Annotated in this window: 14 protein-coding genes; 11 read left to right on the forward strand and 3 right to left on the reverse strand. The window is 60.0% G+C overall.

Annotated elements, in window-relative coordinates; genetic code table 11:
* Nucleotides 1–69 precede the first annotated feature (69 nt).
* Nucleotides 70–417: a hypothetical protein gene (locus ACLFLU_RS17140; protein WP_426413334.1), complete on the forward strand. Its 348-nt coding sequence runs from the start codon at nt 70–72 to the stop codon at nt 415–417.
* Nucleotides 418–646: 229 nt separating this feature from the next.
* Entirely contained in the window at nt 647–1,297 is a 651-nt protein-coding gene (locus ACLFLU_RS17145; protein ID WP_426413335.1) for a CPBP family intramembrane glutamic endopeptidase, read from the forward strand.
* An 84-nt stretch (nt 1,298–1,381) separates the two neighbouring features.
* On the opposite strand, the gene ACLFLU_RS17150 is transcribed toward ACLFLU_RS17145, so the two are convergent.
* Entirely contained in the window at nt 1,382–2,014 is a 633-nt protein-coding gene (locus ACLFLU_RS17150; RefSeq protein WP_426413336.1) for a tyrosine-type recombinase/integrase, read from the reverse strand.
* A gap of 251 nt (nt 2,015–2,265) precedes the next feature.
* On the opposite strand from ACLFLU_RS17150, the gene ACLFLU_RS17155 reads away from it, so the two are divergent.
* Together ACLFLU_RS17155 and ACLFLU_RS17160 are read left to right on the forward strand one after the other, a co-directional pair.
* Nucleotides 2,266–4,017, forward strand: coding sequence for a caspase family protein (locus tag ACLFLU_RS17155; protein ID WP_426413337.1), 1,752 nt, complete (start codon nt 2,266–2,268; stop codon nt 4,015–4,017).
* Between the two features lie 380 nt (nt 4,018–4,397).
* Complete coding sequence (locus tag ACLFLU_RS17160; RefSeq protein ID WP_426413338.1) at nt 4,398–5,135, forward strand: hypothetical protein; 738 nt, start codon at nt 4,398–4,400, stop codon at nt 5,133–5,135.
* 530 nt (nt 5,136–5,665) lie between these two features.
* Here the strand turns inward: ACLFLU_RS17160 and ACLFLU_RS17165 are convergent.
* Entirely contained in the window at nt 5,666–5,854 is a 189-nt protein-coding gene (locus ACLFLU_RS17165) for a hypothetical protein (protein ID WP_426413339.1), read from the reverse strand.
* Between the two features lie 343 nt (nt 5,855–6,197).
* Between ACLFLU_RS17165 and ACLFLU_RS17170 the strand changes: the two genes are divergently transcribed.
* A protein-coding gene (locus ACLFLU_RS17170) for an IS5 family transposase (protein WP_426413340.1) occupies nt 6,198–6,958 on the forward strand; the annotation gives its coding sequence in 2 pieces (ribosomal slippage) (nt 6,198–6,524 and nt 6,527–6,958; 759 coding nt in all).
* Between the two features lie 55 nt (nt 6,959–7,013).
* On the opposite strand, the gene ACLFLU_RS17175 is transcribed toward ACLFLU_RS17170, so the two are convergent.
* On the reverse strand, nt 7,014–7,196 hold the full coding sequence (locus ACLFLU_RS17175; RefSeq protein WP_426413341.1) for a hypothetical protein: 183 nt from the start codon (nt 7,194–7,196) through the stop codon (nt 7,014–7,016).
* Between the two features lie 1,586 nt (nt 7,197–8,782).
* Between ACLFLU_RS17175 and ACLFLU_RS17180 the strand changes: the two genes are divergently transcribed.
* The 6 genes from ACLFLU_RS17180 to ACLFLU_RS17205 are packed head-to-tail and all read left to right on the forward strand — an operon-like array spanning nt 8,783 to nt 15,025.
* Nucleotides 8,783–9,916, forward strand: a complete 1,134-nt coding sequence (locus ACLFLU_RS17180; protein ID WP_426413342.1) for a mandelate racemase/muconate lactonizing enzyme family protein — start codon at nt 8,783–8,785, stop codon at nt 9,914–9,916.
* Nucleotides 9,903–10,949, forward strand: coding sequence for an ABC transporter ATP-binding protein (locus ACLFLU_RS17185; RefSeq protein WP_426413343.1), 1,047 nt, complete (start codon nt 9,903–9,905; stop codon nt 10,947–10,949). Before ACLFLU_RS17180 ends, ACLFLU_RS17185 begins: the two co-directional genes overlap by 14 nt.
* Complete coding sequence (locus ACLFLU_RS17190; protein WP_426414011.1) at nt 10,949–11,932, forward strand: ABC transporter ATP-binding protein; 984 nt, start codon at nt 10,949–10,951, stop codon at nt 11,930–11,932. Before ACLFLU_RS17185 ends, ACLFLU_RS17190 begins: the two co-directional genes overlap by 1 nt.
* Entirely contained in the window at nt 11,913–12,899 is a 987-nt protein-coding gene (locus tag ACLFLU_RS17195) for an NAD-dependent epimerase/dehydratase family protein (RefSeq protein ID WP_426413344.1), read from the forward strand. Before ACLFLU_RS17190 ends, ACLFLU_RS17195 begins: the two co-directional genes overlap by 20 nt.
* Entirely contained in the window at nt 12,892–13,350 is a 459-nt protein-coding gene (locus ACLFLU_RS17200) for a RidA family protein (protein WP_426413345.1), read from the forward strand. Before ACLFLU_RS17195 ends, ACLFLU_RS17200 begins: the two co-directional genes overlap by 8 nt.
* A 31-nt stretch (nt 13,351–13,381) precedes the next feature.
* A complete protein-coding gene (locus ACLFLU_RS17205; protein ID WP_426413346.1) occupies nt 13,382–15,025 on the forward strand; it encodes an ABC transporter substrate-binding protein in 1,644 nt (547 codons plus the stop codon).
* The last annotated feature ends 1 nt before the right edge of the window (nt 15,026 follow it).

Here is a 15,026-nt window from a genome sequence, read left to right on the forward strand (position 1 = left end):
GATACCTATAGAGGTAGCAAAAAGATATAGAGGCCACCATTAAGCCAAGTCACAGGTTGTCGATTTGAAATGGATAGATGGGCGTTTTTTCTATTGTTCATTTGCACTGCTGCCGTCTTTTCTTACTGGCGTTTTGTACGAGATATACCCGCGCATCGACTTGCGATTGACGATTTCGCCGAGCAGCGTGGGTTACGGATCATCTCGGTGACACGCTCGTCCAACTACTTTCGCTTTCTGTTTCGAGGGGTCCTCTTAAGCAATCTCGCCCGCTCTTATCGGGTAGTCGTTGAAGATATCGAGGGTAACCGCGCTGATATTCATGTTGCCTTTGACGTGTTCGACCATGGAAAACTGATCGCGTTGGAGCCACAAGGATTAGTGCTCACTCCGGTGTCAAGCAAATCTGAAGACTGAGGCGCGGTCGGTCGCCTGCTCTTTCACACATGATCTTGCGATGTCGCCTCTTGGCCCGTTGCTGACCCTCCCTCGGAGAGCCGTAACATCTGATTCCGGTAGATGAGCCGACTAGGGTGAAGCAGTCTGCCAAGGGCAGCACCCGGCCAAGCAGCAATGGACGGTTCGCTCCAAGTTGCCTAGGCTCAAACTGTAAGCAATCTACTGGCTCAACATCAAAGGACATACCTTGGACCTAGCTAGTGGGCTTAAGAACAATGGCGCTTTTAGACTTCCACTCATTTGGTGGTTCACTGCTGCCCTCGTGCCGCTCGTTGCGTCCCAAGTTATGCGGCTGCATCAGCATCATGCGTTGAGCTGGCTTGCGTGGGACTATGCCGGGCGCATCACTGCACTAGCCATCCTAGCCGTCGTCCCCTCTGGGCGAGTGGCAGCTTTCCGAAGGAGCGAGCGCCATATATCCCTCTTTGAAATTGGCTTTTGGATTGCTGGAGTTTCGCTTCTGGAGCGTCTGAGCCAGTGGCCGCGACGTCTTATCAATGCGGCATTCCCCACAACGGTGCTCGGTGTGTATCCGCATCCGACCGGCTGGCTAAACGCATTCGACCTCATATTCGGCTTGGCGTTGGTTGCTGTCAGCGAGGAAATCATATTCCGGCAATATCTCCGGGCCGCATTGCAGCCCTATGTAGGTGATGGGATGTTCGCCATCCTTGTCACGTCAGTTCTCTTCGGTGCCTATCATTGGTGGGCCGGGCTTGGGAACGTTCTTCTCGCGACGATGATCGGCTGCCTGCTTATGCTGATGTTTCGGCGATCAGGTGCGCTATGGCCGGTCGCGCTCGCACACTATCTCGTGGACATCATCGCTTTTGCTTGATCGCTCCCAAGGCCGACGATGGCTGCTTTTGGCCCGGAGCCGTCTGTGAGGGCAGCGCAGAGCACGTCTGCTGTGCCCCCGAAGTCAGACGTCAACTTGTTCTGCTATCGCGAGGGCGTCGTCGACCTCGATGCCGAGATATCGAACGGTACTCTCGATCTTGGTATGCCCCAGAAGAAGCTGTACGGCTCGCAGGTTGCCGGTTCGGCGATAGATCAAGGTCGCCTTTGTTCGGCGAAGGGAATGCGTCCCGAACAGGTGCGGGTCCAGTCCGATGTCAGCGATCCAGTGAGATAGGAGTCGGGCATACTGGCGGGTCGTCATATGTCCAGTCCGCTGCCGGCCAGTGAACAGGTATTCTCCCGACTTTTTGCCAGTAACCCGCAGGTAATCATCGATTGCCTGCCGGGCCGATTCCGTCAGTTCAAATTTGACTGGCCGGCCGGTCTTCTTTTGTCGGACGGTCGCGCGATCGGCCGCATATCCGCCCGGCGCAAGATCATCGACTTTCAAGGCTACGACGTCGCAGCCGCGCAGCTTGCTGTCAATGGCGACATTGAACAGCGCCAGATCTCGCATTCGGCCTTCGACCTGGAGCTTGGTTCGGATTGACCAGACGTGCTTCGGACGGAGCGGCGGCTTTGCGCCGACGATCTTCCCCTTGTTCCAAGGAGCGTGTTTCGACACGGCAGGGATTGGTGCTTGGGTATCGGTCATGTTGACCTCCTCGGCTAGTGAGGCTGGTCATTTCCAGCTCGAAGCCCTTCCAATCCCGCGTCCTCTTTGAGACGATTGAACACGTACTTGCGAGCGATGACAGGACCGGGGGGTTTGATTCAATGCAGACGTTTGCGCTTCTGAAGCAAAGCCGATCCTCTGAACGTGCTGAGTGTGACAAATATCACATAAGCCACGCTTGCCTTTGAGCAGTCTGTGCATAGGCTGCGCACATATTGTCGGGGACTGGAATGGGCGCTTTTCGTTGGTTTTGTTTGTTCGTTTCCATCTGGCTGATGTGCGGCACTGCCCACGCTGAGCGCCGTATCGCGCTAGTCATCGGGAACTCGGCCTATAAGAGCGTGCCAAAGCTTTCCAATCCCGCGAACGATGCCGCCCTAGTCGGGGGCATGTTCAAAAAAGCCGGGTTCGATTGGATAGACATCAGGACTGATCTGAACGCTTCCGAGATGCGCAAAGCCCTACGTGACTTCGGCGGGCGGGTGCGGGATGCTGAAGTTGCCGTCATCTACTACGCCGGTCATGGCATGGAGTTAGATGGGACCAACTATCTCATCCCGACCGACGCGGCGCTGGAGACCGATAGCGACGTTCTCGATGAGGCCGTGGCACTCGACCGGGCGCTGTTCGCCGTCGAGCCAGCAAAGCAGCTTCGCCTCATCATTCTGGACGCTTGCCGGGACAATCCGTTCGCCAAGTCCATGAAGCGAACGGTTGCCGCCCGCGCCATCGGACGCGGCCTTGCGAAGGTCGAGCCAACCAGCCCTAACACCATGATTGCGTTCGCGGCGAAGGCAGGGTCCACAGCTTCGGATGGCGATTCCAAGAACAGCCCATTCGCCTCAGCGCTTGTCGAGCGGCTGCCAACGCCCGGTCTCGATCTGCGCAAGGCGTTCGGGTTCGTCCGCGACGATGTGTTGAAGAACACTGGCTACCAGCAGGAGCCATATGTCTACGGCTCGCTCGGCGGCGATGATGTATCGCTCGTTCCAGCAAAGCCGGTAGCAGCAGCCGGCCTTCAGGCGAGCCCGGATGACGCCATACGTCGGAACTATGAGCTTGCCCTGCAACTGGGCACCCGCGACGGCTGGACAGCCTTCTTGAGCCGATACGCTGATGGGTTCTACGCCGACCTTGCCAAGGGGCAACTCAACAAGATCGCTGCGGAGGAAGCCCGCGCGGCGGCGGTCGAAAAGGCTCGGCAGGCCGAAGATGAAAAGGCCCGGCTCGTCGCCGACCGCGCAAAGAAGACCGAACAGGACAAAGCCGCCGCCGCCAAGGCTGCTGAGGATGCGCGGATCGCCGCCGAGAAGACCAAGCAGGTCGAGGAGACCAAAGCCGCAGCAGCCGAGCAGCGCCGCAGGGAGATCGAAGCTGCCGTTGCAAAGGCTCTTGCCGACAAGCAGGCCGCCGATCAGAAGGTTGCAGCCTTGCCGTCTCCCGCACCGTCCCCTGAACCGGCACAGTCCACGCAGGAACTCGCCAAATCAGTCCAGTCCGAACTTCGCCGCGTCGGCTGTCTTGGCGATGCAGAGAGCGGCGAGTGGAGCGCCAAGTCACAGCGCTCCCTGACACTGTTCAACAAGTATGCCGGGACGAAGCTCAACGCGGCGCTCGCAAGCACCGATGCGCTGGACACGATCAAAGCCCGGTCAGGCCGTGTGTGCCCGCTGGTCTGCGATCATGGTTTCAAAGCGGATGGCGATGCTTGTGTGAAGATCGCATGCCGCACCGGCTATCGCGTCAACGACGACAACGAATGCGAAAAGAATTTAGAGAAGAAGGCGATTGCGACGCGAGAAAGCGTCTCAAAGCGGGACGCGGAACGCCAGAGGAATGAACTTACGCCCGCGAAGCCAGAGGTTAGGTCAACAAGCCAAATCTTCTGCAGCAATGCTGGCTGCCGACCTGTCGCGCCAGGATGCAGATTAATTGAGAGGGGCAACTCAACCGCCGGCAGGACAGTAGAGGTCTGCAACTAACCGCACCCCGCGCAAGCCTCCCGGAATGTAACTTTGCCGATGCGCTACCGTTTCCTTTTGCGCGGCTTAGCGTAGGCAACGGCTATGAAGTGGATGTTGGTGGTCTCGGTAGTATGCATCGCCCGCCGTTGAAATTTCGAGTTAGCTATAAGCCTACATCGTCGTGCCTGCTCTTCATTTCCACTGTTGGGCCCCTAGGCGAACGTAGAGGCGACGTTCAGCGCGACCGTAGTTGGAGCCAGACCGGACATCGCGCGCCCGCGCCAAACTGACGCTTTTGACCCGAAAGCGGACACTCGACAGTTTCGTCTTTTGAGCAAACTGCACTTTAACCTTCGGTTGCTCTAGTCAAGCCCGTCAATCATGCGACGTGTCCTGACATGAAGAAGCTGCTTTGGATGACCGTCATAGCAATTGTTAGCATTGGGGCGGCAGAGCTCGCCTATCGGGTGGCATTCCCCAGCGTAACGCTGCGCTATCGCCTTACGTTAGAGGCCGAGGTAGATGGCCAACCTAGGTCAGCCTCCAGCGTCAGAGAGGTGACCTACAGCAAGCAGCCAGAGATTGCCGCTCAACACGAACTGTCCGTTGGTTATCGGGGCGAAGCCGTTGTGCTCGACCTGGGGGCTCGCGGTACGCTGTTTGCACTTCTCAAGGCCGATACCGACGTTAGATCGGGGTCCGAGTGGATTGTGCTGCGCGCGTTTAATTTTCCAGGCGGTAGCCTTCCAAGGCCCGTCGAGGAAGGCATCAAGCAGGTGCAGCATCTAGCAGGTACGCGGGAACTGCCATTGGGCAGCCTTCCTATGCTGGTCGGGTTTCGCGACGTTAATGATCCCAAAACAGTGGAACGGGTCGATCCCCAAAATCTTGCGGAACGATTTGGCCCGGGAGCAAGGCTAGTGCGTGCGACCCTGGAGATTGTTCCTGCAGGTGTGTGGCCCCTCAATGCGCTCGGGGTCACGGGCACGGCCATTACCATGGGAATTGAGAAACGGCTTCCTTGGATTCGCGATCACTATGACATTATGCTCGATGGACAAAGATATGAAACTTCCGCGGCCGAACTGAAGCTCGCAAATTCCCTCGCATCCGGCGCGTTCAAGGCTGGCTTCTAATCATGCCAATCCCGAGGGCGTTTGTAGAGTGATCTCGGATCGGAAGGAATGGCTGCTCATGGCCCTTCTCGGAACTCCGATAACGTCCGCTTTCGCGCCGCTGTTGGAGGACAAGCGGACATCAGGTGCGCCTACTCCTAGCGGCAGGTCTTATGAGTACGCACCCTAGGCAAAGCGCCACGCCCGCAAATGTCCACGTAGACATCACGCCTCGCCCGCTGCGCGCACGAGCAGTATCCAAGCTCAACCAAAGGGCGAGCGCAAGGGGCCGATTAGTTGGCCGATCTCGGCTTCCATCCGTATGTGTCGTTCGGAATTCCACCGGTGATGTCGACGTCTTGGTCGTCTGAAATGCGCCAAGCCGACAAGCCGAAATAAGCGGTGAGCAGCAAACCTGTCGCGATCAAAAGACCAATTGAAAGCCGACCCACCTACGTGCTCCGCAATCGAGCCGCCAGATGATGGCTTGTGCCCGATTCGGAAAATGCAGACCGGCTGACCTAATGGCGTTTTTCCCCTGATAGCGCGGATCAGGACAAGGCAGCGCGGCCCGCCGCGGTAATCGTGTATTCGACTTCACCGGAGGCGAGTGCTTCGGCCTCGACCAGCCCAAGCTCGACCAAGCGCGCGACGAGTTCGTGATCAAACAGCGGCGGGCTGGTCCAGGATTCCGAAGCCAGGTGATTCAGGAAGTCGCGTTCGGTCGCCGTCAGGTCCATGATCGGGGCCAACGTCCTTCAAATGTCGCCACAAGCGCTCCAGACGCCGACTGCGATGGGGAGGAAGGCGATGCAAATCCAAAAGGCGGGTGCGCTTGAGTAGAGGCCAGCAACAAGGACCCAGGCGCCGAAGCCGACAATCCCGACCGAAATCGCATAAGCGGCCGCTTTTCCCATTGGTTGCGCCGCACGTAAAACAAAGAGCAAGATCCCTCAAGGACGCGCCGCGCGTTGAAAAGTTCCTTTGCGAGGAAGCGATCGAAACCATTAGGGCCTGTACTCAATAAGGATTCCATCTGGAATTGGACTGTGATTCAAGCATCTCAGCGAAGGGGAGGCTTGAATGGCAAAGCAGGTCTATTGGCTCAGCGATGTGGAATGGCAACGGATCGAGCCGTTGTTGCCACGAGGGCGTAAGGGAGCGCATCGGGTCGATGATAGGCGCGTGATCAGCGGCATCATGCACATGCTGAAATCCGGTTCGCGTTGGCGCGATTGCCCGGAAGTCTATGGCCCCTACACGACGGTCTACAACCGCTTCAACCGCTGGAGTCGACAGGGGATTTGGACGGATATTTTTTACGCTCTGACCGGATCGACCGGCATGTACGGATCGATGTCGGTTGATTCCAGCTACATCAAAGCCCACCGCTCCGCGGCTGGCGCAAAAGGGGGGCCTTCAACAATGCGATCGGCCGCTCGCGCGGCGGGCAAACCACCAAAATCCACGCGCTGACCGACGATATCGGCCGTCCGCTTGCCTTCCTAATCACTCCTGGCAACACCCACGATTTGGTTGGTGCACGAGGTTTGATCAGCATGGTCCGCAGCCCGCGTCGCCTGTTGGCTGATCGAGCTTACGACGCCAAGAGTTTGCGAGACGAACTGGCCGCACGCCGCATCAAGGCCGTGATCCCGCCAAATCCGACCCGCAAGCATCCGCATCGCTACGATAAGACCGCTTATAAAGGCCGCAACGTCATCGAGCGGATGTTCTGCCGTCTCAAAGACTTCCGCCGGATCGCAACCCGATACGACAAGCGAGCAGACATCTTCCTGTCTGGAATCCTCCTCGCCGCCTCGATCACTTGGTGGATCAATTGAGTCCGGACCCTAGTGCTAGGGATCGTTTCCTCGAAAGGCCGCCGTCAGCCTGTCTTCATCTGGTGGGCTTCATACTGTCCGCGATTGCGCGTTCAACTTCTGAGGCGAGAACCGTCAGGTGATCGGCCAGCCTGGTGAACAGCTCACGCTTCTTCGGATCGGTCGCCAGGTCGCGGATGAGGGCGCACTCGGCCGCATCTGTGCGGAGCTTTTCCAACTGAGCCTGCATGTCTTTCATTGCAGCTGCTCCGTTCCAGGACGGAAACCGCATATAGCCAAGGTGCGGAAGCGAACAGAGCTGATTACCGAACTGTCCTAGGCTTAGGGCGCTCGCCCTACGCAAGGTCCGAGCATCACCTCCGGCGGCCCCGGCCCATGCCCACAAGGCCGGGGCCGTCTTTAGGCGGCTACCGATAGCCCCATGCCACCGATAGGCCCTTCGGCGTTCCAGTTGAAGGCCGGCCGCACTTCCGCGCCACGCCTGCCGAGCAGATGAACCGGGGCTCGATGTCGGATCGACGAACGCTATCGGACCTGCGGTCAGCACTGCGCAGTACACCAGGACACCGCGCACGCCGGCGCCACGCATGTTGCCGAATGTGATCTTCTGAGGCGCATTCCGCCATCGAAGCGCGGCGCGAGAGAGAGTCAAATTGTCGATTACTGGTGGCTCGGCAGGCGCGCGAGCTAATGCGCGTCGTGGCGGCTTCAATCCGCGCTCACGCCGCTAGCGCTGACCTTGAACGAGCTAGGTTCGCCTGGCGAATTTTTTCTTTGCCCTTTGGGCTTGGCCAGCTGTTGATCCTGCTTCTCAGGCCGATCCCATCGAGTTGCAACCGCTATCCCCGACGGCGGAAATCGGGCGGCCCAGCGCTGTTCGAACCTTCGTCGAAGGTCTAGAGGGATGGTACTCATAACCCGCCTCCGTCCTCCTGCTCTGGTCCTTAACGCATGTCGCGGTCGAAGGCTCCTCACGCGGCCTGTCCTTGACCTGAGCGAGGGCGCCGCGGGTGCTGATCCGCGCTATGGGGCGGGATCGGCTCGACATCGACGAGCTCGCGCGCATGGAGCGCATCTGCTTGGACTTGGCGGAGGAGAGTAGGGAGCCGGGCCAGGCCGGCGCGCTGCGGAGATGGCTGCAAACTACGGTCGCGAGGCTGCAAAAAGGTCCGTGGCTAGGACCGTAGATTGCGCGTGCCTGGTGCGAAAAAGGCGAGCGATTTCAGGAAGGTTGACGAGACACCCCTAGTCCCGAACGGACCAAGCCTGTCATCGCATCGCCAAGGCCCCTCGAGTGGTTGCTGCCGCGGTCGTTGGGAGCTTGCAACAGCTTATTAAAGTGGGAAATGAGGTTCAAGAGAACATGGCGACAAGAGGAATTTCCTGACAGCGACATTGAGGCGTCTGTGACGCCAAAGCCTATCCATTCGCCGCTGGTAAGGTTTGGTCGCAAAGCTTATCGGTGAACAAAATCCATAACATTCTCTGCGAGTCTACAGTTTGGTGCATGTCGCAGCCGATGCATTGCACAGCGCTAGAGGGAGGACCGCCGCGGTGGTCAACGGCCGAAGCTTGTTGATGCCTCGCATGCTGATTGCAAGTCTTGGATCAGTCGACAGCCCAAGGATGCGCAACCTCGTGAGGAATGCCATCGGATCCCCGCCAGCGGCAAGTCGCCTCGAGTGACGACCAACTCTGGCGCCGCGACAGCGTCCACGCTGTCGTGCCATGTCAGTTTGGATCTTGCATTGGTTGCCAACCTGGTTCACGATTGGCTTGAATTGATCGGAATTGGGTGCGCTCTACGGGGCATGAGGCTCGGCCATGATTATCAGCGATATCGAGTTCATCGCGGTTCAAGCGCAGCTGCCCGCGGGCAAAGCTTACGGCATGTCGAAGTCGCTTGCGACCGCACGGGCTACAACGCTGGTCCGACTTCGGCTTGAGGACGGCACCGAGGGCATCGGCGAATGCTGGGGCATTCCGCAGGTCAATCTCGCCATGTTGCCGCTGCTTAAGGGTTATCTGGTTGGAACCCATGTGCTCGATGTCGAGGCCGGCTTCGCCCTGATGCAGGCGCGTCACTATCATTTCGGCGTGCAGGGAGCGCTCACCTGGTGCATTTCCGGCGTCGACATGGCCGCAAAGGATGCAGCGGGCAAGAAGCTTGGGCAGCCGGTCCACCGGCTGATCGGGGGCAAGCACAGCGCACGTGTTCCGATCTATGCCTCTGGTGGTTATCTGACTGAGAATAGCGCGCGAGATTTCGAGCCGCAGATTGAGGCGATGGCAAAGGCGGGCCACCGCTCAATCAAGATCAAGATCGGTGTGTCGCCCGCTGACGACGAAGAACGCGTTGCGCGTGCTCGCCAGATCCTTGGCGAAAAAGTCGAAATCCTGGTTGATATCAATTCGAACTATACGCTCGACCTCGCGCGAGAGAGCATTACTCGGATCGCTCGCTATAAAATCGGCTGGGTCGAGGAGCCGCTGGCGCCCCAGGATTTCGCTGGGTACGAACTGCTCCAGCGCTGGAGTCCGGTGCCGTTGGCGACAGGTGAGGCACTTTATACGAGCTTCGACTTCAAGAGGCTGATCGACCGGCGTGCAGTGGACGTGGTGCAGCCAGACCTGTCTCTTTGCGGCGGCTTTTGGCAAGGAAAGCAGGTCGCCCAACTCGCCATGATGGAGCATCTACGCCTGTCGCCCCATGTCTGGGGGACCGGGGTCGGACTTGCGGCCGCCGTCCATTTCGTCGCGTCACTGCCGGTCTACCCTCATTCCAACAATATTCCGCGGCCGACGCTTCTCGAATACGACGTCGGAACGAACCCGCTCCGCGATTCCGTCCTGAAGAATCCTCTCGCTCCAGAGGATGGTGCCATCACCGTTCCGGATGCTCCTGGTCTCGGCATTGATGTGGACTGGGATGCGGTCGAGCGTCATGCCGTCCGTTGAGGATCTCGAGCAGGTCGGAATGGCCAAGTGCCAGCCCGTGCTCGAAATCGATGACCTGAAGACCTGGTTTTATACCGACGCCGGAATCGTCAAGGCTGTAAATGGCGTGACGCTTTCCGTGGTCCATGGCGAGACGTTGGCGATCGTTGGTGAATCCGGCTCGGGCAAGTCGGTTACCGGCCTGACCGTCATGCGTCTGCTCGGGCGGCAAAAGGCGAGAATCGGTGGACGCATCGAGGGTGGTCAGATCCGCTTTCGCAATCGCGACGGCCGATCTCTCGATCTTGCGGCTGCGTCCGACGCTGAGATGGCCGGTATCCGAGGTCGAGACATCGCGATGATTTTTCAGGATCCGATGTCCAGCCTCAACCCGGTGTTCCCGATCGGAGATCAGATCGCAGAGCCGATCCGCATCCACAAGAAGCTCGACCGCCGCACGGCGCGACAGATGGCGATCACCCTGCTGCGCGATGTCGGCATCACCGATCCGGAGCGGCGTGTCGATGCGTTTCCCCATCAACTGTCCGGCGGCATGCGCCAGCGGGTCATGATAGCGATTGCGCTTGCCTGCGATCCGACGCTGCTGATCGCCGACGAGCCGACCACGGCGCTCGACGTGACGGTCCAGGCTCAGATTATTGGGCTCCTGAAGCGGTTGCAGAAGGAGCGCGGCATGGCTTTGATCTTCGTCACCCATGACCTGCAGCTCGTCAAGGAGATCGCCGACAAGGTAGCGGTGATGTATGCGAGCCAGATCGTGGAGCAGGGCCCGGCAGGCGAAGTTCTCGCCAATCCGCGTCACCCTTATACGAAGGCGCTACTTGCCTGTGCTCCTCACGGAGCGGGCCATGGCGCACGCCTCGCGCCCATTCCGGGCGTGTTGCCGACGCCGCTGAGTCCGCCGGCAGGCTGCCGGTTTCATCCGCGTTGCGGGATCGCCGTCGCCGCGTGCAGCGAGAAGGTGCCGGAACTCGAGGCCGTTGGTTCAGACCACGTGTCGCGCTGCTTCCGTTGGCGAGAGCTTGTATCATGATGCCAGCGCGGTCCGAACTTCTCCACGGTCAGGAGTCCAGCCAAACCTTGTTGGCGGTCACAGGCTTAACCAAGCATTTCGGCACCAATCCGGCCGTTCGCGCGGTCGAAGAGGTCTCGTTCACGCTCGACAAGGGACAGGTCCTCGGCGTGGTCGGCGAATCCGGCTCGGGAAAGTCGACGATCGGCCGGCTCGCGTTGCGTCTGCTGACGCCGACGGCCGGGACGGTAAGCTACGCCGGGCAAGATCTGGGTGCTCTCGCGCCCCAGGATCTGCGGCGCTTCCGCCGGCACATGCAGATGATCTTCCAGGATCCGTTCGCAAGCCTCAATCCGCGGATGACGATCGGTGATGCGCTGATCGAGCCCATTCGCCTCCATCGCGGTCTGAATAAGGCGAAAGCGCTCGAAGAAGCTGAGTTGCTGCTCGAAAAAGTTGGTCTAACGCGCGAGCATCTCAAACGTTATCCGAGGGCCTTCTCGGGTGGTCAGCGGCAGCGCGTGGCGATTGCACGAACGCTCGCCTCGAACCCGAGCTTCATCGTCGCGGACGAGCCGGTCTCGGCGCTCGACGTCTCGATTCAGGCCGAGGTGCTCAACCTGTTGCAGGGTCTCCAACGCGATTTGTCGCTGACAATGATGTTCATCAGTCACGATCTGTCGGTCGTGGAAGTCATCTCGGATAGGGTGATGGTGCTCTACCTCGGGCGGGTGATGGAACTCGCAGAGAACTCGGCGCTGTTCGGCCGAACCGCTCACCCTTACACGGCCGCGTTGATGCATGCGGCGCCTGGAGCGCGACCGCGTGGCGACCGCATCGTACTCTCGGGCGAGATCCCAAGCCCGAGCGCTCCGCCATCGGGCTGCGTCTTCCGGACGCGCTGCCCCTTCGTTCTGCCCGATTGCGCCAAGGCTGTTCCGCCGCTGCGCGAAACGGCTCCCGGTCATTGGAAGGCCTGCATCCGTGACGATCTTTCCCTCTGAGCGGATGCCGTACCCGGTTCGGACCGTCCTGGTCGCCGGCGGACTTGGCTTCGTGGGTTCGCATGTCGTGCGTGCACTGGTTCAGGCCGGATACGCCCCGGTGCTGTTCGGACCGTCGATGGCGGAAGACAGGCTCTGGGATTTGGCCGGTCGGTACCAGACAGTCGAAGGGTCGATCGGCGACCGGGCTGCGCTCGACGCAGTTTTCTCGCGATTCAAGCCCGAAGCCGTCGTATCCTGTGTCGCGCATAGTGTCGGCAGGCTTGGTCTGATGCGGTCCGGCGAGAGCGAAGCCGATGCCGCGCTCGCGATCAATGTCGCCGGCCATGGCGCGCTCATCGAGGCGGCGTGCGCCGCCGGCGTCCGTCGCATCGTTTGGACCAGCTCGACTGTCATTTACGGGCCGGCGTCGGATTACGATGCGGCCCGCGTCGACGAAGATGACAAGCCTGCGCCAACCACCTGGTACGGTCTGACCAAGCAGTTGGCGGAGGCATTATCTGTCTTCATGGCGAGGCGGCACAGCATCGAGATCGTCGGCCTGCGTCTTCCGTTGGTGCTCGGGCAGGGGCTCTGGTACCAGGGCGCGGCAAGTGCGATCGTTGACCTGTTCTCCGCCGCACGCGATGGCCGGGACGCAGAGGTCGCATTCCACGATCAACCGGTCGATCTGATGCATGTCGGCGATGTCGCCCGCGCGGTTCTGGCCGTTTTGCGCCATTCCGGGTCGCTCGAACCGGTCTATAATCTCAAGGGCTTCGAGGCGAGCATTCTCGATGTCATCGATGAGCTCCGACGCGCGAAGCCCGGTGCCCGGATCTCGTTCGAGCGCATCGCGCCTGCGCTTCTCTTTCCGCTGATCAGCGGCAGACGGCTCGAGACGGCGACGGGCTTTTCGCCTCGTTATGATCTCGGCGCTCTTGTCCACGATCTCCTGGTTCCCAAGCTGGAGCAAGCTCATGATTGAACAACGTCTCACCGAACTCGGCATTAGCTTGCCCGAAGCGGCGTCGCCCGCCTTCAACTACGTCCCGGTGACTCTCCATGGCGGCTTTGCGCACGTCGCGGGGCAGCTTCCCAAGGTCGACGGTGAGGTGAGGGTGCAGGGCAAGGTGGGCGGCGCCGTCTCGCTCGATACAGCTTGCGGTGAGGCGCGCATTTGCATTCTGCAGGGGCTCGCCTGCCTGAAACAGGCGCTGGGAAATCTGGACCGTATCGAGCGCGTCCTGAAGGTCACGGGGTTCGTGGCGTCCGCGCCCGGCTTCAACGACCAGCCCAAGGTTCTCGATGCCGCATCCGACCTGCTCGGCAAGATCTTCGGCGATGCGGGACGCCACGCGCGCTCCGCTGTCGGTGTCGCCGAATTGCCACGCAATTGTGCCGTCGAGATCGAGATGGTCGTGGCTTACCGCGAGTGAGCCGGTCGACAATTGAGGGCGGCGACGCGCAGTGAAAAACCCGAGTTCGAAATCACAGCCCCTGACGAGAAGGACAAAAATAATGGCCAGTTCCTGTACTTTCGGTTTAATGGACCGACGCACATTGCTGGCGCTTGGTGGCATGGCCGGAGTCGCGGCCATCCTGGGGCCCGCTCGCGCGAGTGATCTGTACGGTCCCAAGGCGTCCGACGCGAAGTCGGGCGGCACGCTGAACATGGGCCTGCTGGTGGAGCCCCCGGGGCTCGACCCCTTTCATCAGGCTGCGGACGCGCGTATCCGGCTAACTGTCCTTATGTATCAGGGCCTGTTCTATGAAAGCCCGGATGGAACGGCTATGCCGCTGCTGGCCGAGGGTTTCGATCTGTCCAGCGATCGGCTCGTTTATACCGTGCGTCTGCGCAAGGGCGTCAAATTCCACACTGGTCAGCCAATGACCGCGAAGGATGTGGCCTATAGCTACAACTACATCCGGGATCCCAAGAACGGCTCACCCGGCGCTGGTGATTTCGCCATCATTTCCGGCGTCGAGGCGATCGATGACGCGACCGTCAAGGTCAGCATCTCGTCGCCCAACGCGGCGCTGCCCATGACGCTCGGCAACAAGTATGGCGGCGTGGTGCCGGCCGGTTATTTCGATGACGCAGATGCCAAGACCAAACTCAACCAGGCCAGCGTCGGTACCGGCCCGTTCAAGCTTTCCGAATTCAAGCCGAACAGCAATGCGACGCTGGTCCGCAATCCCGACTACTGGGAGCCGGGCCTGCCCTATCTCGATCGCATCAACTTCGTGTTCGTCCCGAATGCGGCGAGCCTCCTGGTCGGATTGAGAAACAAGCGTGTCGACATCGCGACGCTGGCCCGCCCGCAAGATCTCAAGCAGGTCGAAGGCGTGGCCGGACTCGTCGTCGAGCGCTCGCTCTCGTTCAACCAGAAAGCAATCGACCTCGGCTCCGAGCTCAAGCCGCTTGACGACGAGCGGGTGCGCCGGGCCATCGCTCTCGGTGTCGACAAACAGGAGATCATGCGGGCTTCGGTCGGCGGTCTCGGCAAGGTCATCGGAACCATGGTCGCTGGCATGCAGGAGAGCTGGGGCGTTCCACTCGACCAATTGCCAAACCGGTCAGTCGACATCGCCGCTGCCAAGAAGCTTCTGGCGGAAGCCGGTCATCCGGATGGCTTCGAGCTGACGCTGACCACCATCATCGGATACGATTGGATGGATGCCGCCGCCGTTACGCTCCGCGAGCAGCTTGCCAAGATCGGTATCAAGCTGGCAATTCAGCGCATAGAGCTCGGTGTTTGGGTGAAGAACTTCCAGTCGAAGCAAATGGGTTTCACGTTCAACGACTGGGCGACCGTGCCTGACCCGCACCTACTTTTCTATAGGCACTTCCACAAAGCGCCGGGAGGTGCTGATTTCCGCAACTGGAACAACGAGGCGGCGAGCAAGCTGCTCGACGACGGCCGCATCGAAAACGATCCTGCGAAGCGCCGGGAGATCTACAACAACTTCCAGAAGATCATGGCCGAAAGCGTGCCGACGATCATGCTGTTCTCGGCCGACCATATCGTCGTTCGGAACGAGAAGGTCCGGAACTACGAGCAGCATCCGACCGGGTGGTACTACGGCCTGGCGCGGGCCTGGATCGCCTGAT

It is taken from the genome of Bradyrhizobium ganzhouense (assembly GCF_049949285.1).
GTDB lineage: Bacteria > Pseudomonadota > Alphaproteobacteria > Rhizobiales > Xanthobacteraceae > Bradyrhizobium > Bradyrhizobium ganzhouense.

Bases quoted from the DNA above. Each gene is read 5' to 3' on its own strand.
- ACLFLU_RS17140 (WP_426413334.1), top strand. From the start codon at position 70: ATGGATAGATGGGCGTTTTTTCTATTGTTCATTTGCACTGCTGCCGTC.
- ACLFLU_RS17150 (WP_426413336.1), bottom strand. From the start codon at position 2,014: ATGACCGATACCCAAGCACCAATCCCTGCCGTGTCGAAACACGCTCCT.
- ACLFLU_RS17155 (WP_426413337.1), top strand. From the start codon at position 2,266: ATGGGCGCTTTTCGTTGGTTTTGTTTGTTCGTTTCCATCTGGCTGATG.
- ACLFLU_RS17160 (WP_426413338.1), top strand. From the start codon at position 4,398: ATGAAGAAGCTGCTTTGGATGACCGTCATAGCAATTGTTAGCATTGGG.
- ACLFLU_RS17165 (WP_426413339.1), bottom strand. From the start codon at position 5,854: ATGGACCTGACGGCGACCGAACGCGACTTCCTGAATCACCTGGCTTCG.
- ACLFLU_RS17175 (WP_426413341.1), bottom strand. From the start codon at position 7,196: ATGAAAGACATGCAGGCTCAGTTGGAAAAGCTCCGCACAGATGCGGCC.
- ACLFLU_RS17180 (WP_426413342.1), top strand. From the start codon at position 8,783: ATGATTATCAGCGATATCGAGTTCATCGCGGTTCAAGCGCAGCTGCCC.
- ACLFLU_RS17185 (WP_426413343.1), top strand. From the start codon at position 9,903: ATGCCGTCCGTTGAGGATCTCGAGCAGGTCGGAATGGCCAAGTGCCAG.
- ACLFLU_RS17190 (WP_426414011.1), top strand. From the start codon at position 10,949: ATGCCAGCGCGGTCCGAACTTCTCCACGGTCAGGAGTCCAGCCAAACC.
- ACLFLU_RS17200 (WP_426413345.1), top strand. From the start codon at position 12,892: ATGATTGAACAACGTCTCACCGAACTCGGCATTAGCTTGCCCGAAGCG.